At 35.2% G+C, this 16983-nt stretch carries 16 protein-coding genes and 1 riboswitch; of the genes, 11 read left to right on the top strand and 5 right to left on the bottom strand.

The genetic code is table 11. The features are described from left to right. The first annotated feature begins 21 nt into the window (after positions 1 to 21). From EKM79_RS01555 to EKM79_RS12185, 9 genes are all read left to right on the top strand, one after another. Positions 22 to 1701: a formate--tetrahydrofolate ligase gene (locus EKM79_RS01555; protein ID WP_125565382.1), complete on the top strand. Its 1680-nt coding sequence runs from the start codon at positions 22 to 24 to the stop codon at positions 1699 to 1701. A 2-nt stretch (positions 1702 to 1703) separates the two neighbouring features. Then, positions 1704 to 2300, top strand: coding sequence for a HutD family protein (locus tag EKM79_RS01550; protein WP_125565381.1), 597 nt, complete (start codon positions 1704 to 1706; stop codon positions 2298 to 2300). A 47-nt stretch (positions 2301 to 2347) separates the two neighbouring features. Then, on the top strand, positions 2348 to 3739 hold the full coding sequence (locus EKM79_RS01545; RefSeq protein WP_125565380.1) for an APC family permease: 1392 nt from the start codon (positions 2348 to 2350) through the stop codon (positions 3737 to 3739). A gap of 39 nt (positions 3740 to 3778) precedes the next feature. Then, a complete protein-coding gene (gene hutH / locus EKM79_RS01540) occupies positions 3779 to 5329 on the top strand; it encodes a histidine ammonia-lyase (RefSeq protein WP_125565379.1) in 1551 nt (516 codons plus the stop codon). Positions 5330 to 5437: 108 nt separating this feature from the next. Next, on the top strand, positions 5438 to 6316 hold the full coding sequence (locus EKM79_RS01535) for a YitT family protein (protein WP_125565378.1): 879 nt from the start codon (positions 5438 to 5440) through the stop codon (positions 6314 to 6316). A gap of 21 nt (positions 6317 to 6337) precedes the next feature. Continuing rightward, positions 6338 to 7102 carry a formate/nitrite transporter family protein gene (locus tag EKM79_RS01530; protein WP_125565377.1) on the top strand — a complete coding sequence of 255 codons (765 nt, stop codon included), beginning with the start codon at positions 6338 to 6340 and terminating at the stop codon, positions 7100 to 7102. 15 nt (positions 7103 to 7117) lie between these two features. Continuing rightward, positions 7118 to 7218, top strand: a riboswitch (THF riboswitch). A gap of 40 nt (positions 7219 to 7258) precedes the next feature. Beyond that, on the top strand, positions 7259 to 7783 hold the full coding sequence (locus EKM79_RS01525; RefSeq protein WP_125565376.1) for a folate family ECF transporter S component: 525 nt from the start codon (positions 7259 to 7261) through the stop codon (positions 7781 to 7783). 27 nt (positions 7784 to 7810) lie between these two features. Then, the gene (locus EKM79_RS01520; RefSeq protein ID WP_125565375.1) at positions 7811 to 9115 is read left to right on the top strand and encodes a bifunctional folylpolyglutamate synthase/dihydrofolate synthase; all 1305 of its coding nucleotides are present in this window, start codon (positions 7811 to 7813) and stop codon (positions 9113 to 9115) included. Between the two features lie 131 nt (positions 9116 to 9246). Then, positions 9247 to 9399 carry a hypothetical protein gene (locus EKM79_RS12185; protein WP_164505972.1) on the top strand — a complete coding sequence of 51 codons (153 nt, stop codon included), beginning with the start codon at positions 9247 to 9249 and terminating at the stop codon, positions 9397 to 9399. Here EKM79_RS12185 and EKM79_RS01515 read toward each other — a convergent pair whose 3' ends face one another. The 5 genes from EKM79_RS01515 to thrC form a co-directional block, all read right to left on the bottom strand. Next, positions 9400 to 9834, bottom strand: a complete 435-nt coding sequence (locus EKM79_RS01515) for an ACT domain-containing protein (protein WP_125565374.1) — start codon at positions 9832 to 9834, stop codon at positions 9400 to 9402. A 108-nt stretch (positions 9835 to 9942) separates the two neighbouring features. Further along, positions 9943 to 10332 (bottom strand): winged helix-turn-helix transcriptional regulator, encoded by a 390-nt coding sequence (locus tag EKM79_RS01510; protein ID WP_125565373.1) that lies wholly within the window; start codon positions 10330 to 10332, stop codon positions 9943 to 9945. A gap of 64 nt (positions 10333 to 10396) precedes the next feature. After that, positions 10397 to 11611, bottom strand: a complete 1215-nt coding sequence (locus EKM79_RS01505; RefSeq protein WP_125565372.1) for an MFS transporter — start codon at positions 11609 to 11611, stop codon at positions 10397 to 10399. A 150-nt stretch (positions 11612 to 11761) separates the two neighbouring features. Then, positions 11762 to 12637, bottom strand: a complete 876-nt coding sequence (gene thrB / locus EKM79_RS01500) for a homoserine kinase (protein ID WP_125565371.1) — start codon at positions 12635 to 12637, stop codon at positions 11762 to 11764. Further along, the gene (thrC, locus tag EKM79_RS01495) at positions 12624 to 14111 is read right to left on the bottom strand and encodes a threonine synthase (protein WP_125565370.1); all 1488 of its coding nucleotides are present in this window, start codon (positions 14109 to 14111) and stop codon (positions 12624 to 12626) included. The genes thrB and thrC overlap by 14 nt, the downstream gene beginning before the upstream one ends. A gap of 102 nt (positions 14112 to 14213) precedes the next feature. Here thrC and EKM79_RS01490 point away from each other — a divergent pair, with 102 nt between their 5' ends. Further along, positions 14214 to 15386 carry a homoserine dehydrogenase gene (locus tag EKM79_RS01490; RefSeq protein ID WP_125565369.1) on the top strand — a complete coding sequence of 391 codons (1173 nt, stop codon included), beginning with the start codon at positions 14214 to 14216 and terminating at the stop codon, positions 15384 to 15386. After that, positions 15386 to 16687, top strand: a complete 1302-nt coding sequence (locus EKM79_RS01485) for an aspartate kinase (RefSeq protein WP_125565368.1) — start codon at positions 15386 to 15388, stop codon at positions 16685 to 16687. The genes EKM79_RS01490 and EKM79_RS01485 overlap by 1 nt, the downstream gene beginning before the upstream one ends. Positions 16688 to 16983 lie beyond the last annotated feature (296 nt).

The raw sequence follows: 16983 nt of genomic DNA, 5'->3' as shown, positions 1-16983 counted from the left end.
AGAAGGGCGGAATTAAATATTATGGCAAATTTATCTGATATTGAAATTGCAAGTCAAGTTGAAATGGAACCAATTCAAAACATTGCTGAATCAGTTGGTATTCCTGAAGATGATTTATCAATGTATGGAAAATATAAAGCTAAGATCGATATTAACAATATGAAAGATTTAGACGATGCGAGTCAACGTGGAAAACTTATCCTTGTTACAGCTATAACACCAACACCCGCTGGTGAAGGTAAAACAACTGTTTCAGTTGGTCTAGTCGATGCATTATCAAATATTGGTAAAAAAGCAGCCATTGCTGTTCGTGAACCATCGTTAGGGCCTGTCTTCGGTATCAAAGGTGGAGCTGCCGGTGGTGGACATTCACAAGTTGTTCCTATGGAAGATATTAATCTTCATTTCACAGGTGATTTCCATGCAATCGGTGCTGCAAATAACTTATTAGCTGCCTTATTAGATAATCATATTCACCAAGGTAATGCATTGAACATTGACACTCGTAAGATTACTTGGAAACGTGTAGTTGATATGAATGATCGTCAATTACGTCATATTGTTGATGGACTGCAAGGTCGTGTAAACGGTGTTCCTCGTGAGGATGGATATGATATTACAGTTGCCTCAGAAGTAATGGCTGTATTATGTCTATCAAATAATATTACTGAACTTAAATCAAAATTACGTAAAATGATCGTAGCTTATAACATGGATGGAGATCCTGTTACAGCTGGTGATTTGAAAGCAGAAGGAGCATTGACAGCATTATTAAAAGATGCAATCAATCCTAATATTGTTCAAACACTTGCTCATACACCAGCGTTTATTCATGGTGGACCATTCGCAAATATTGCCCACGGATGTAACAGTATTTTAGCTACAAAACTTGCTTTGAAATATTCAGATTATGCAGTTACAGAGGCAGGTTTCGGTGCTGATCTTGGTGCTGAAAAATTCATCGATATCAAATGTCGTTTAGCTGATATGAAGCCAGACGCAGTTGTACTTGTGGCAACAGTTCGTGCTTTGAAGATGCATGGCGGTGTTAAGAAGACAGACTTGAATGAAGAAAATACTGCTGCTGTTGAAGCAGGTTTGCCTAACATGAAGAAACACATTGATAATATTCAAAATGTTTATGGAATGCCAGTAGTTGTAGCAATCAATAAATTCCCTAATGATACAGATGCTGAATTGGCAGTCGTACAAAAAGCTTGTGAGCATCTTGGCGTTAAAGTTGCTCTATCAGATGTATGGGGTAAAGGTGGCGAAGGTGCTGTTGACTTAGCTAATGCAGTAGTTGAAGCAGCCGATCAACCTAATAACTTTAGCTTTGTATATGACTTAGAAGACTCAATCGAAGAAAAATTAAATAAAATTGTTCAAAAAGTTTATGGCGGTGAAGGTGTTGAATTCACACGTGGCGCACGTAAACAATTATCAGAATTGGAAAGACTAGGATTCAATGACTATCCAATTTGTATGGCTAAGACACAATACTCATTCTCTGACGATGCTAAGAAGTTAGGCGCACCAACAGGCTTCACAGTTAAAATCAGTAACTTGAAAGTTTCTGCCGGTGCCGGATTCATTGTCGCTCAAACTGGAGCAATCATGACAATGCCAGGACTACCAAAATCACCAGCCGCAGAACGTATTGATGTTGATGAGAATGGAAATATTTCTGGATTATTCTAGAAATGCAATTGCAAAGATTAACAGAGAATGACTACCAAGTAACAAGTTGGAGTGGGGGACAAACGACACAATTTTACTTATCTCCAACCAATGGACAATATCGACCAGGCAATTTTGACTATCGGATTTCTAGTGCGACAGTTGAATTAGACACGACAGAATTTACGCCCTTGCCGGGTTATAACAGAATAATATTACCTCTGCAAAATCAATTAACTTTGGAAAATAATTCAAAGACTATCACTCTAGCACCTTTCCAAAAGTATTATTTTGCAGGAGATGACAGAATTATTAGTCATGGCAAATGTGTTGATTTTAATTTGATATATAGTTCTGATCTAGACGGACATATAAACTTTCTAATCGATAATAAATCTTTGAAGCTTAAGGAAGATACAGAATACATTTGTTATTTCTTACATGGATGCTCAGTGATTTTTAAAGACGACGAATCAATGCAAAGTAAATTCGTTAGTAAAAATGATTCATTATATTTTAAGACAAATTCAACCTCGACAATGTTTGTGACAAGTGCGGCAGGTTCTTCAATAAATCCTATGGCCATTTTAGTTTGGACAAGTGAGAAGGAATCAATTTAAGATTTGCGCTTCAAGAACAGATGTAAACACTGAGAGGAGAATCAAACATGAAAAGTAAAAGCCAAATTCCTGAAGATTCAGATATCAAGGATATTCCGGAATTAGATAAGGTAGGCGAAGACGCAAAGTTTAGTCTAAATGGAGCTACGCTTTATGGTATCAATGCTGTTATCGGATCAGGAATCTTCCTTCTACCAAAGGACATCTACAAAGACTTGGGACCAGCTTCACTGGTTGCCATGTTGTTAGATGTGTTACTTGTTCTGATGCTAGCAGTTTGTTTCGCTGAAGTTTCTGGGTACTTTAATAAGAACGGTGGAGCTTTCCAATATGCTAAAACGGCATTTGGTGACTTTGTTGGATTCAATGTTGGTATCTTAGGCTGGTTCGTTACCATTGTAGCTTGGGCCGCAATGGCAGCCGGTTTTGCCAAGTTGTTGATTCAAACGTTCCCTTCACTAGAAGGAAAAAATACAATTATAAGTATTTTATTAGTAACGTTCTTATCAATTATCAATAGTACTGGTATTAAGACTTCAAAGGTTTTTACAATCACAATTACTATTGCAAAGATTATTCCAATTATTGCATTTACTCTTGTTACAATATTTTTCATTAAACATGGTATTAAAGTTGGACACTTCACACCATTTGTACAATTAAGTCCAGGTATGACAATTTCTAAAGCTGCTTCATCAACAGCTTTAACAGTATTTTATGCATTTATCGGATTCGAAGCCTTGCCAGTTGTTGCTGGTGAGATGCGTAATCCTAAAAAGAACGTACCAAAGGCTATTATCGGATCAATCAGTATTGTTTCATTGTTCTACTTCATGATTATTGCAGGTACTATTGCAATGCTCGGTACGGGTATTTTACAAAGTAACGCTCCTGTACAAGATGCATTCGTAGAAATGATAGGACCTGCTGGTAAGTGGATTATTTCAATCGGTGCATTAGTATCAATTGCTGGATTGAATATGGGTGATTCATTAATGATTCCTCGTTATGGTGCATCAATTTCTGATGAAGGATTACTACCTAAAGTCATTGCTAAACAAAACAAAAAGGGTGCACCATTTGTAGCAATTATTGTTTCAGGAATTATTACAGTATTGTTCTTACTAAGTGGTTCATTTGAACAATTAGCTGAATTAAGTGTTGTTTTCCGTTTCTTCCAGTACATTCCAACTGCACTTGCCGTAATTTGGTTAAGAAAGAAGAAAATGGACAACGAACCAGTATTCAAATTACCATTTGGCCCAGTTATTCCTATAATTTCAATTATTGTTAGTGTTTGGGTAGTTGCGGCAGCTAATCCAGTTAACTTGATTGCTGGATTAGTCGGTGTGATCGTAGCAAGTACAATGTACTTCTTGTTTATTAAAGGAAAGAAATTAGGCTCTGACACTGATTCAGATGATGTAGATCCAGCTTAAGATTTTTAGTTAATTCAAAAATAAATGGGGGTTTTACAAATGATCAAAGAAAAGACAATCGTATTAGACGGTAACAGTTTAAAATTAGAGGATGTCGTTTCAGTAGCACGTCACAACGCTAAGGTAAGTATTGCTCCGGAATCAGAACAAGTAGTTAATGATTCACGTAAGATCATCGATAAGATCGTTGAAGACAAACGTGTTGTGTATGGTGTTAATACAGGATTTGGTTCACTTTGTAACGTAAGTATCTCTCAAGAAGATACAGCTCAATTACAAGAGAATTTAATTAGAACACACTCATCAGGTTATGGCGATCCATTCCCAGAAGATGTAGTTCGTGCAATTATGTTGATTCGTGTTAACTCACTAGTTAAAGGCTTTTCAGGAATTCGCTTAAGTACAGTCAAAGCTTTAATGAATATGTTAAATGCCGGAGTACATCCATTTATCCCTGAAAAAGGTTCATTAGGTGCATCTGGAGATTTAGCACCATTAGCACATATGGTTCTTCCACTATTAGGATTAGGTAGAGCTTACTATAAAGGCGAATTACTACCTGGTAAAGAAGCAATGGAAAAGGCTGGCTTGGAACCAATCCAATTGAGTGCAAAAGAAGGACTTGCCTTTATTAATGGAACAACTGTCTTAACAGCAGTGGGTGCTCTAGCAACTTACGATTCAATTGAATTACTAAAACTCTCAGATATTGCTGGTGCCTTATCTCTTGAAGTTCACTCAGGTATCTCAAGTCCATTTGAAGAAGACTTACATACGATTCGCCCACAAAGTGGTCAATTAGCAACTGCTCGTAATATTCGTAGATTGATAGATGGATCAGATTATACAACTGAAGCAACACAAGATCGTGTTCAAGATGCATACACACTAAGATGTATCCCTCAGATTCACGGTGCAAGTAAAGATTCAGTTGCTTACGTAAAAGAAAAAGTAGAAATCGAAATTAATTCAGTTACAGATAATCCAATTGTTACACGCGAAGGAAAGGTTATCTCAGGCGGTAACTTCCATGGTGAACCAATGGCACAACCATTTGACTTCCTTGGAATTGCAGCATCTGAAATTGGAAATGTTTCGGAACGTCGTGTAGAACGTCTAGTTAATACTCAACTAAGTAAGATGCCTTCATTCTTAGTTAAACATCCAGGACTTAACTCAGGATTCATGATCACACAATATGCATGTGCTTCATTAGCATCAGAGAACAAGATTCTTGCACATCCTGCTAGTGTCGATTCAATTCCTTCATGTGAAAACCAAGAAGACTTCGTAAGTATGGGTACAACTGCTGCACGTACAGCCGCAGAAATTATTGGTAACTCAAGAAGAATTGTTGCTACTGAAATCATGGCCGCTTGCCAAGCCCTTGATATCAAGTCACGTCAACACGGACTCGGAAAGGGTACACAACCTGCATATGAAGAATTCCGTAAATCAGTTAACTTTATTGAAAATGATAAAGATATTGAAATTTACGATGAACTTAACAAAGCAACCGAAGTACTTGAAAATGGTAAATTATTAGACGCTGTTGAAAATACAGTGGACTTAGATATTCAATTTAAATAATTAACAAATGAACAAGTAAAAAGTGTTGAATGACTTAGACCGCTGCGAACCTTTTTACTTGTTCTTTGTTTTATCAAAAGTTATTAAGAAGGGATACAAATTTAAAACATGTTGAATAATAAGCGAGAGAGGTTTTGGCAAGATGTTGTTACCAAACTAACGATTGCTATGATATATGCCGTCTTATATTCCATGGCTTTGAATTTCTTCTGGCAGCCAGGACATATTTATTCTGGTGGACTAACTGGTATAGCTCAGATATTATCTACACTTGCTGAAAGAGCTGATAATATCAATATACCTATCTCAGTTATTTATTATCTACTGAATGTTCCGATGTTTATTCTGGCGTGGTTCAAAATCAATCGTAAGTTTGTTGTATTTACTATCATCGCAGTTACATTTGCTTCATTTGCCATTCAAATAATGCCTAATATGACTTTGATTGAAGATCCAATAATTTGTGCAGTCTTTGGTGGATTAATTAATGGTTATTCGATGGGATTAGCTCTTAAACATGGGATTTCTACCGGTGGTATGGATGCCTTAATAATCACGTTACGACAAGCAACTGGGATTAGTGTTGGAGCAATTTCCATGGCATTTAATGGTGTGATTGTTTTAACAGCTGGATATTTGTTCGGCTGGCCATATGCTTTTTATAGTTTAGTTTCAATTTTTGTTAGTGGAAAAGTTACAGATCTGGTCTATGTTAAACATCAAAAAGTTCAGGTTATGATTATTACCCAACGACCCGACGTAGTTATTCCTGCACTTCAAAAGAAACTCAAACGAGGTATCACGGCTATTCCACAAGCATATGGTGCTTATGATTTTAATACTCAATCAGTTCTGATTACGGTTATTACTGTTTATGAAATGGAAATTCTTGCCGCAATCATGAAAGAAGTGGATCCAAAAGCGTTTGTCAGCGTATCACAGGATATTAAGATACTTGGTACGTTTGAAGAATTAGATATAGTGTGAAAGATTAGGGGATGAAAAAACGTGTATAGTCCTGAAGAAATTGTGGAATTAAGTATTACCAAGGGAACAGCCAAGATCAAGAAGCCGCTTCTGGCAAAACTTATTCTGGGATTTATTGGTGGAGCCATGATTTCCTTAGGATACTTAGCCTATATCAGAGTATCGGCGTCGATACCTGAGGACTTGGCTAGTATTGCATCTTTAGTTGGTGCATCAGTTTTCCCTATCGGTTTAATCGTCATTCTTTTAGCTGGTGGAGAATTAGTTACCGGCAATATGATGGCAGTTAGTCTGGCTGCTTATGCTAAGAAGATTTCTTGGTTAGACTTTGTTAAAAATTTAGTAGTCATTACTTTTGCCAATTTGATCTGTGCACTTTTTGTTGCTTACTTCTTTGGATATCTTGTTGGATTAACTCATTCAGATATATTTCGTGAAGATTTAATTCGAATAGCTCAAAGTAAAGTAGCATCACCCTTCATGCCAAGTTTTGTTTCAGGCATCGGTTGTAATTGGTTTGTCGGTTTAGCTTTGTGGCTTTCATATGGGGCCAAAGATGCTGCTGGCAAAATATTAGGTGTTTGGTTTCCAATCATGATCTTTGTTGCAATCGGATTCCAACATAGTATTGCTAACTGTTTCGTAATTCCTGCAGCCATTTTTGAGGGTGCAGTCACGTGGGGAGATTTTATAAATAATTTAATTCCCGTTTATTTAGGAAATATTGTTGGCAGTTCTATATTTGTATCAGGATTCTATTACTTCAGTTACAAGTTTCATCATTAAAAATATATCAAATAGGACAGAGTAGTTGGCAGAGCGTTAAGTGTCGGAGAGACGGAATGTGCTTCCCGAACGAAAAATGACAATCCATTTGCGGTTTTGCCAACGCATTCGCTGCATAAAGGATTTATGTGGCAGCTCGAAGAGGAGATGCTAAGAATGGATAAGAGAAGCAACGCACAATTTATAGCAACAATGGGATTATTAATTGCATTAATGATAGTATTGTCACAAGTTTTTGGTTTTGAAACACAACTATTAAAGATAACTTTTGATTTTATACCACAAGTCGTAATGGCTAGTTTATTTGGACCTCTTTGGACTGGTATCGGATCAGTAATCGCTGATTTAATTGGTAGTACAGTTCTTGGTAAGGGTGCATTCTTTATTGGATTTACGTTAAATGCATTTATTACAGGTGTTTTGTACGGATATTTCTTCTACAAGAAACCAATTAGTTGGAAAAATGCCTTTTTATGTGTATTACTAAATACTTTAATTATCAGCTTGTTCCTAACACCACTATGGTTGTCGATTATGTATAAGATTCCATTTACTGATGGAAGATTGTGGATGATTCGCATTGTTAAAGCATCAATTATGTTGCCACTTCAAACTGTTATGATTGTTTTCTTTGGTAACGTAATACCATTTAAGTCATTATCTAAGAGATTCGCTGCTTAGTTACAGCAGTATAAAGGGGTGTTTGTCATGATTAGAACAGGCGAAGAAGCTGTAGCTTGGATTCATACAAGAAGAAAGTTTGGTTCACGACCAGGGTTAGATAGGATCAACGCATTATTAAAGATGCTTGGTAATCCTGAAGATGATGTTAAAAGTGTTCACATTGCTGGAACGAACGGAAAGGGATCAACTGTCATGTATCTTAGATGCTTGCTTGAAGAACTTGACTTGACAGTTGGAACATTTACCTCACCGTATATAGAAACCTTTTACGAACGAATTTCAGTAAATGGACAACCAATTCCAGAAGCAGATTTTGTTGAATTAGTAAATATTTTTATTCCCTTAATTGAAAAATTAGATGCAGATGAGCATTTGCGGGGAATAACTGAATTTGAAATTTTAACAGGGATGGCATTTTATTACTTCAAGGATAGAGTTGATATCGCCATTATTGAGGCTGGAATTGGTGGTAAGATGGACAGCACAAACGTCGTACATCCGATGCTTGCAGCTATTACAACAGTTGGTTTGGACCATGTTGATATATTGGGTGATACATTAGAGAAGATTGCCCAGCAAAAGGCTGGTATCATTAAAAATCATATTCCAATCGTGGCCGGCGATATTCCAGAGAATGCATTGGCAGTAATTCGCAATCAAGCTGTTCGAACTAAATCACCTTTTTACAGTGAAAATAGAGATTTCTTAGTTGATTACATTGGCTTTGATAGAAATCGTAATGAAAGATTTAATTTTAGAAATCATCAATTCCAATTGAAGGATTTACGAATTCCACTCAAAGGTAGACATCAGACGGAGAATGCTGGTGTGGCCTTGGAATTGTTCTCACTCTATTGTCAGCATGAAAATATTAGAGTTAATGAGAATCAAATTCGGGCAGGACTAAAAAAGGTTCGTTGGCCTGCCCGAATGGAAACTGTGAGTGAATCACCATTGATTATTATGGATGGAGCACATAATCCACATGCCATGCGCCGTTTAACCGATAATATGATTAATGAGTTTGGCGATAAAAAAATTAATGTTTTGTTTTCTGCCATTACAACTAAAAATATTGATGAAATGTTGGATATGTTAGATCAAGTTCCTAATATAAAAATCACCATTACAACTTTTGATTTTCCAAGTTCATTAAATTTGGATGATTATGCTGGTCTTAAAAATATTGATGAGATAACTTTGGTTGATGATTGGCATAAGGGATTGAATGATATTAAATCTGAGATGAGTTCAGATGATGTATTATTCATAACCGGATCTCTGTATTTCATTTCGCAAGTTCGAGATGAGATGAAAAAAGTTCATTAAATATAAAGCAAAAGGGAATCCAATTTGGATTCCCTTTTGAGCATTAAATAAACATATGATATTCATTATTTCGTCACATTTTTTAGTTACATTAGTAATAACAATTATTTTAATTAAACGGAGGACTATACATGAATTTTTTAACGATTCCTTTGACATTTGTCATAGGGTTGTCATTTTTGTTGTCAGCTAGTCACATTAAGAGCAAGTATATCTCAAAATTCTTTTACTGTATTGGTACCTTTGGCGTAATCATGGCAATGTATATTGCTTGGCCTAAGTAGTTATTCAACGGAAATTAGTTGTACATTACTTATGAAATCAAATTCACGTAGTTTATCCATTAAATCATCAAGTGTTCCGGTTAGATGACTTATATCTAGTGAGATAACAACACTAGCAATATTGTGAATGGGGATGTTTTGATTAATCGTTAAAATACTAGCGTTTGTTTCTGAAATGATTCCTAGTACTTTAGATAAAATACCTTGTTCATGATTTAACATCATCGAAATTAAAGCTTTTCGATCATTCATATCTTCGTCAGGTAAGAATACTAAATCTTTGTATTTGTAATAAGTACCACGACTTATTCCGACCATTTTTACAGCTTCACTGACATTACTGGATTTTCCAGTTTCTAATAGTTCACGAGCTTTGATAACCTTGTCAAATGATTCTGGGAGAATAGAACTGTCAACTATATAATATTTTTCCACGATAAATCTCCTCGCTTTAAATTGTAATAACTCTTTTAAAAGTATATCACGATAGATAGACTAATGTTCAATCAAAAAGAACAGTTCAGATGAACTGTTCTTTTTATTTTATTCAACATCAGGTAGTTCTTGTGTCTCCATGTAATCACTCTTAAGTAAGATAATATTTTCACCTTTTGCTTTACGGCGAGCAATGTTATCTTCACCCCAGAGGCATAGTTCTTCAAGAATACGGTTTAAACTATCTCCATATTCAGTTAATGAATATTCTACCTTAGGTGGAATTTGGTTGTAGACTTTACGTGCAACAATGCCATCGTCTTCCAGTTCACGTAATTGTTGCGTCAACATTTTTTGAGTGATATTTGGAATGGCACGTCTTAATTGGCCAGTACGCATCGTTTGATGTTTAAGGTGGCAAAGGATGATTGGTTTCCATTTTCCGCCAATGATACTCATCGTAGCTTCGACGCCAATGTTATAAATAGATTGTTTCATCAGTAATTACCATCCTTATAGACTAGTATTAATATCTTACCATCAATTATAGATTACTCAAGTTTTAGCAATTTTCTAATTCGATATCCTTAGGTGTCATATCCTTTGCGGCGACTATCTTTTGTAGAACAACGATCAATACGATACCAACAACTAACATACCGATTCCTAACCAAGGTGTGTTAACTAGTTGATTGGCAGCAACTGCTTGTCCACCAATTGATGAGCCAAAAGTTATTCCAACGTTGAAAGCTGAAATATTCAATGCTGAAGCCAGAGATATTTCGTTAGGAGTGAATCTCTCAGCTAATTGAACGATGTATAGCTGTAATCCAGGAACATTCATGAATGCAAATAGTCCCATAATTAGAATAGAGATTAGCCCTAAGAGGTGCATATTCATAGTAACCCTAACAAGAATAAGAGCTACTCCAAGTCCGACTAGCATCTTTAGTAAGGCCTTAAGTGGGTTATTATTAGCCAGTCGGCCACCCATAGTATTTCCAATAGCAACAGCGACACCGTAAAAAATCAATATAATTACGATTGCAGCCTCTGACCAACCCATTTGTTTGTTTAGAATTGTTGTTAAGTAAGTATAAACAGGGAAGGTAGCGCCATATCCGAGTGCAGTAATAATGAGAATTAGTAATAGTTCGGGCTGTTTGATAATCTTCCACAAACCTTTGGCATTAGTTGGCTTAGGTAGTGGCAAATTATTCGGTACTAAGATAATATTTGTGATTAATCCAATCAATCCTAGAATAACTAGGAAGAAAAAGGATGCACGCCAATTAATGTTTTGACCAATAAAAGTACCTAGTGGTACACCAGTAACGGTCGCAACTGTTAGTCCTGTAAACATAACGGCAATAGCTGAAGCTCGTTTATTTGGAGCCACTACATCAGCGGCAATCAATGATGCAATTGCCATAAAAATCCCATGTGATAGTGCCGTTACAATACGACCTAATAATAGAATCCAAAATGTTGGGGCAAGTGCGGCAATTAAATTACCGATTACGAAACTAACCATAATACCAATTAATAATTTTTTCCGACTCCAGCGATTTGTAATCAGGGTTAGAATCGGTGCTCCAATCATAATTCCAGCAGCATAGATGGAAACGGTCAATCCTCCAGTTGCTAGCGAGATATTGAATGTCTTAGTTAGTATTGGCATTATTCCGACACTAATAAATTCTGTTGATCCAATCGCAAAGGCACTTATTGCTAATGACATTAGGATCCATGTTGGTGATATTTTTTTGTTGTTCATATTTTCAACTCCTTATATGTGTTTTTGAACATGAATATCATTATAAGGGGTTAGATCAATTAAACAATTACGTACTTTAAAGTGCAGTAGGTACAAAAAAGTACCCGTAAGAACGACGGTAGTTTCATCGTCTCTTATGGGTACTTTTTGTTAAATTATGTTTGTTGTCGCACCTTTAGTGTCAACTGACAAAGGTTTTATTTGCCATTTTGGAAATTGACCGGAAATTTTATCAAATAATGAATCGATTTGATCATCCTGAGCAATTGCCATTAAAGTTGAACCACTACCACTGATATAAAGAATGACGTTTTCTTCTTCACAAATTTTAGATATGTGTTCATAGTCGGGAATCAGTTTTTTACGATATGGTTCATGCATTTTATCAACAATAGCTGATTTAATCATTTTCATATCACCAATTTCAAGTGCTTTGATTAATACTCCTAAATGTCCAATTTGATAAACCGCATCAGCATAACTTATTTTATCAGGTAGTACTTTCCGAGCCGCTTCAGTACTAATTGGATAATCAGGAATAATAGCAATGAAATTTAGGTTATTATCCACTTTGTAGTGAGCTACTTGAATATTACCATCGTGATTTATTGAAGCGCATAAATTACCGTAGATAGCCGGTGAAACATTATCGGGATGACCCTCCATTTTTGTGGCTAGATTTAGAATTTCTTCATTATTCATAGCATCACCGAACCAAGCACTTGCTCCTTTTAATCCGGCAACGATACAAATTGCGGAGCTGCCAAGACCACGAGCTATTGGTATATTATTGTTGATATTTATTTTCACTTTGGGAATATTGTGATGCAAATACTCACATCCTGTTGAAAAAGCTTGATAAATCAAGTTATTTTCGTCTTGATATTTCTTTGGACATCCGTTAATCTCTAATTTTTTTTCACTTGGTTCAAAATCAACTATTCCGTAAAAAGAAACAGCTAATCCCAGTGTGTCGAAACCAACACCAATATTTGCGCTTGTTGCTGGAACCTTAATTCTTATCATATAAGTCGGCCTCAACTTTCATTTTGACGTAGTCTCTCATATCTTCTTTTTTAATAACATCTTTGTGTAAGATAGCTAGGTTCCAAACTGCGGCTAAGTTCTTTGGTATTTCAATGCCAGTTTTTTCCTGAATATCAGTCATCAATTGTAGATCATCATCGCTGTTATTTTTTAAGATGGCTTCTGATACTACTTTGACGAATTTATAAGGACTAGCTGTGCTTAATAGAATTGTTGGACATGAATCGTCAATTCTTTCATAGTCTCGCATAACCTTATATCCAACGGCCGTGTGAGGATCCATCAGATATCCGTACTTATCGTAGACATCTTTGATTGATTGTTTAATTTCTTCGTCAGTGCTGTACCCACAATAGAAGTCTTTTTTAATGCTATTAAGCAACTCATCAGATACTTTGTATTTTCCATTTTGTTCTAGTTCATTCATTAACTTTTTGACGTATTCTGAGTTACCGTTACTCTTGTAATACAGTAGTCTTTCGAAGTTACTGGATATTTGAATATCCATACTTGGTGCGACTGTTTTAAAAAAGGGACGATTTCGATCGTAGATACCGCTGTTGAAGAAATCTGTTAGAACTTTGTTTTCATTACTTGCAACAATAAATTTATTAACAGGTAATCCTAATTGTTTGGCAAGATATCCAGCAAGAACATCGCCGAAGTTTCCTGTTGGGACACTGAAATTAACCTTGTCACCAGTATGTATTTGGTTGTTTTGCAACAGTTGTTTATATGAATAGAAGTAATAAACAATTTGCGGGATCAAACGTCCAATATTAATTGAATTAGCACTAGATAGGCTGATGTTATTTCCTAATTCTTTTTTTAGTGAAGCATCATTTAGTATTTTTTTAACATTACTTTGGGCATCGTCAAAGTTGCCTTCAATTGCGGCTACTTCCGTATTGTTACCTGTGGTTGAAGTCATTTGAAGTTTTTGAACCCTGCTGACACCATTATGAGGATAGAAAACAGTAATGGCTATTTTATCTGAGTTTTTGAAACCTTCTAACGCTGCTTTACCAGTGTCGCCACTAGTTGCAGTTAATATCATTACGCGCTTGTTAGCAATTGAGTGTTTCATTAATTGAGGAAGTAATTGCAATCCAACATCTTTAAAGGCACTTGTTGGTCCATGAAACAATTCTAGTATATGAAAATTATCGACATCAGTGACAGGGGTTATTTCATCTGTGTCGAAGCTTGAATCATAGGCAGAATTAACACAATCAGATATTTCTTTATCTGAAAAGTCGGGTAAAAGTTGTCTTAATACCAATTTAGCAATATCTTGATAGCTTTTATTTTTCAATTCTTTTATATTAATGGAAACATTATTGAAGTTTGGAAAGACATATAGTCCACCATCCTCAGAGAATCCTTGTTGAATAGCATCTTTAGCTGAAATTTTAATTGTATTGTTTCTTGTACTTGTATAAAAATTATTCATTATCCTAACCCCTTGCAATTTGAATGTTATTATGATAACTTGTTTTTAAATAAAAAACAAGTGTTTACTAATAATGAACACAGAAAACAGGAGGTTATTACCATGAACATAGCTATTTTGGGATTTGGTACAGTAGGTAAAGGCGTTTATGAAATAGTAAAGAAGGCTAGTGGTAAGACCGAAAGCCTCCATGTTGATCATATTTTAATTCGTAAGAATAAAAAACGTATTTTGCCAGAAATGACAGATAGTATAGATGAAATTTTGGATGATAAAAATTTGGATGTAGTAGTTGAAGCAATTGGCGGTATTGAACCCGCTCATGAGTACATTCTTGAAGCTTTGAAACATAAAAAACATGTTATTACGGCTAACAAAGCCGTTATAGCGTTGTATCTCAAAGCGTTTACTGAGGCAGCACGTAATAATGGTGTGAAATTTTACTTTGAAGCCAGTGTTGGTGGCGGTATTCCTTGGATTCAAGGACTTGAAAAAGCTCTGAGAATCGATCGGGTCAATTCTATTGAAGGTATTTTTAATGGAACTAGTAATTTCATTCTTGATCAGATGAGTAAACGCGGACAATCTTTTTCTGAAGTATTAAAAGAAGCACAGAATTTGGGATACGCTGAAGCAGATCCTAGTGCAGATATTGATGGAATTGACATCGCCAATAAGTTATCCATCAGTGCAGATATTGCCTATAACATTGATATATCAGATCAAGACAAGATGCCTATATTTGGAATTCGTAATATTAGTGCCAGTGATATTGCTTATTTTGCTAAAAAAGGAATGTCTATCAAATTAATTGGTAAGACACATCAACGTGAAAATAAGTTTGATTATATAGTTGAACCGACATTATTTTTAAGTCACACTCTTGAAGCTAATACACCTGATAATTACAACCTGATTTCCTTAAATGGTGACACGATTGGAAAGCTAGATTTTTTTGGTCAAGGGGCAGGAATGTTACCAACTGCTAATGCGGTCGTCCAAGATATCTTGGATATAAAAGAATCCAAAAATCATTTGGTACGTGATTTTGACAGTAAAGTAGAATATTGTTCCAATTTAACAAAGAGCGATTATCTTGTTCGTTCGTCAGTTGATGTTAGTGATATTTTTTCAGATTATAAAGTTTATCGCGAAGGTCACTTTATTCGTGTAGAACAAATTTCTGCTGGTCAAATGCATGAGCTTATGAAAGAGGTTCTTTCCTGTGACAGTAAGGCCTTTATGGCTAGTTTACCCAGGGAGGTAGTCGCATAATGAAAGTAGTTAAATTTGGTGGCAGTTCAGTTGCAGATGCAGAACAATTTTCAAAAGTAAAGGCTATTATTAATGATGATGACGAACGCAAAGTGGTGGTTGTTAGTGCGGCTGGTAAGAGTAATACTGAAAAAATAAAAATTACTGATCTATTGATAAAACTAGATGATTTGAGACTGAAGAAAGCAGATTTCTCTGAAGTTTTAAACAAAATTACTGATCGATTTTTAAAAGTCAAAAATGATCTAAAAATAAATTTTGATATTGAAAGTGAAATTAAGATTATTGAGCATAATTTGAAAGATTGTTCTAGTGATTACTTGATTTCTCGTGGTGAATTTTTAACTGCACATTTGATGGCCGCATATTTGGGATTCAAGTTCATTGATGCGGCAGATTTTATGACTTTTGTTGATAATGAAATTGATATGCAACAGACTGCGCAAAAATTCAGTAAACTGTATCTAAGTAATGAAAGAGTTGTTATACCAGGATTTTATGGTATAAAAGATCGAAAAATACAACTAATGCAACGCGGTGGTAGTGATATTTCTGGCGCCATTTTGGCTAATATTTTGGATGCTGATTTGTATGAAAACTGGACAGATGTATCTGGTATATTAATGGCTGATCCTAGAATTGTCAGTAAGTGTAAACGAATTGATTCGTTAACTTATGGTGAGCTGCAAGAGTTGTCATATATGGGCTTTAATGTCTTTCAAGAAGAAGCTGTACAACCAGTTAGAATAAAGAATATTCCAACAAAAATCCTTAATACAAATCATCCTCATAGTGGTGGGACATTAGTTGTCGACACAATTAAAAGAAACAGTAAACAGTTGATAACAGGGATTGCTGGAAAAAAGAATTATACAATTATTACTGTGAAGAAGTATCAATTGAACAAGCATCTTGAGATTTTACAAAGTGTTCTGTCAATTTTTCAAAAGCATAATTTAATTGTTGATGCAGTTCCTTCAGGTACAGATTCATTTAGATTTATGCTACCGCAAAATGAGTTAAAGGGAATTCTTAACGTTGTAATATCCGAGTTGAAGAGTAATTGTAATCTTGATAGTGTATTTGTTAATGATAATATTGCACTTATTGCAGCAGTTTCGACGGAATTAAGTAGTCGTCCTGCTATTGCTGGTAGAATAATACAGTTTTTGGATAAAAGCTTAATTAATATAAGGTTGGTAATTCAAGAAGGCAGTGATATGAAGATTGTTTTTGGAGTATCAAATTCTGATTATGAAAAAACAATTTCAAATATTTATAATAATGCAGTCGGCCAATAATAAACGTTGTAATGACAGTATTTGAGCCAGTTTGATAAATTAGATATTTACTCATAATATTATTTGAATATTAAATTAATTGTTGACAGTATAATTTTTGCATGGTTTACTAGTCATTGTAAATTAAAGACATGAAAGGAAAGGTAATTAACTATGATAAAACTGAATAGCAATAGCACACATTTGAATAGTCAATTTGCCTTTAGCTTTTTCTTTAGATAGCGTTTGTGTTCAGTCAACTGGATGCGGACGCGTAAGCAGTAGCGTTCGTATCTATTGATTGGCTAAAGTTTTTG

This window comes from Companilactobacillus insicii (assembly GCF_003946015.1).
GTDB lineage: Bacteria > Bacillota > Bacilli > Lactobacillales > Lactobacillaceae > Companilactobacillus > Companilactobacillus insicii.
Note: the sequence above shows the minus strand (reverse complement) of the source record. Positions and strands in the feature narration are given on the sequence as shown.

Bases quoted from the DNA above. Each gene is read 5' to 3' on its own strand.
- EKM79_RS01545 (WP_125565380.1), top strand. From the start codon at position 2,348: ATGAAAAGTAAAAGCCAAATTCCTGAAGATTCAGATATCAAGGATATT.
- EKM79_RS12185 (WP_164505972.1), top strand. From the start codon at position 9,247: ATGAATTTTTTAACGATTCCTTTGACATTTGTCATAGGGTTGTCATTT.
- EKM79_RS01510 (WP_125565373.1), bottom strand. From the start codon at position 10,332: ATGAAACAATCTATTTATAACATTGGCGTCGAAGCTACGATGAGTATC.
- EKM79_RS01485 (WP_125565368.1), top strand. From the start codon at position 15,386: ATGAAAGTAGTTAAATTTGGTGGCAGTTCAGTTGCAGATGCAGAACAA.
- EKM79_RS01535 (WP_125565378.1), top strand. From the start codon at position 5,438: ATGTTGAATAATAAGCGAGAGAGGTTTTGGCAAGATGTTGTTACCAAA.
- EKM79_RS01505 (WP_125565372.1), bottom strand. From the start codon at position 11,611: ATGAACAACAAAAAAATATCACCAACATGGATCCTAATGTCATTAGCA.
- thrC (WP_125565370.1), bottom strand. From the start codon at position 14,111: ATGAATAATTTTTATACAAGTACAAGAAACAATACAATTAAAATTTCA.
- EKM79_RS01490 (WP_125565369.1), top strand. From the start codon at position 14,214: ATGAACATAGCTATTTTGGGATTTGGTACAGTAGGTAAAGGCGTTTAT.
- EKM79_RS01525 (WP_125565376.1), top strand. From the start codon at position 7,259: ATGGATAAGAGAAGCAACGCACAATTTATAGCAACAATGGGATTATTA.
- EKM79_RS01520 (WP_125565375.1), top strand. From the start codon at position 7,811: ATGATTAGAACAGGCGAAGAAGCTGTAGCTTGGATTCATACAAGAAGA.
- EKM79_RS01555 (WP_125565382.1), top strand. From the start codon at position 22: ATGGCAAATTTATCTGATATTGAAATTGCAAGTCAAGTTGAAATGGAA.
- hutH (WP_125565379.1), top strand. From the start codon at position 3,779: ATGATCAAAGAAAAGACAATCGTATTAGACGGTAACAGTTTAAAATTA.
- thrB (WP_125565371.1), bottom strand. From the start codon at position 12,637: ATGATAAGAATTAAGGTTCCAGCAACAAGCGCAAATATTGGTGTTGGT.
- EKM79_RS01550 (WP_125565381.1), top strand. From the start codon at position 1,704: ATGCAATTGCAAAGATTAACAGAGAATGACTACCAAGTAACAAGTTGG.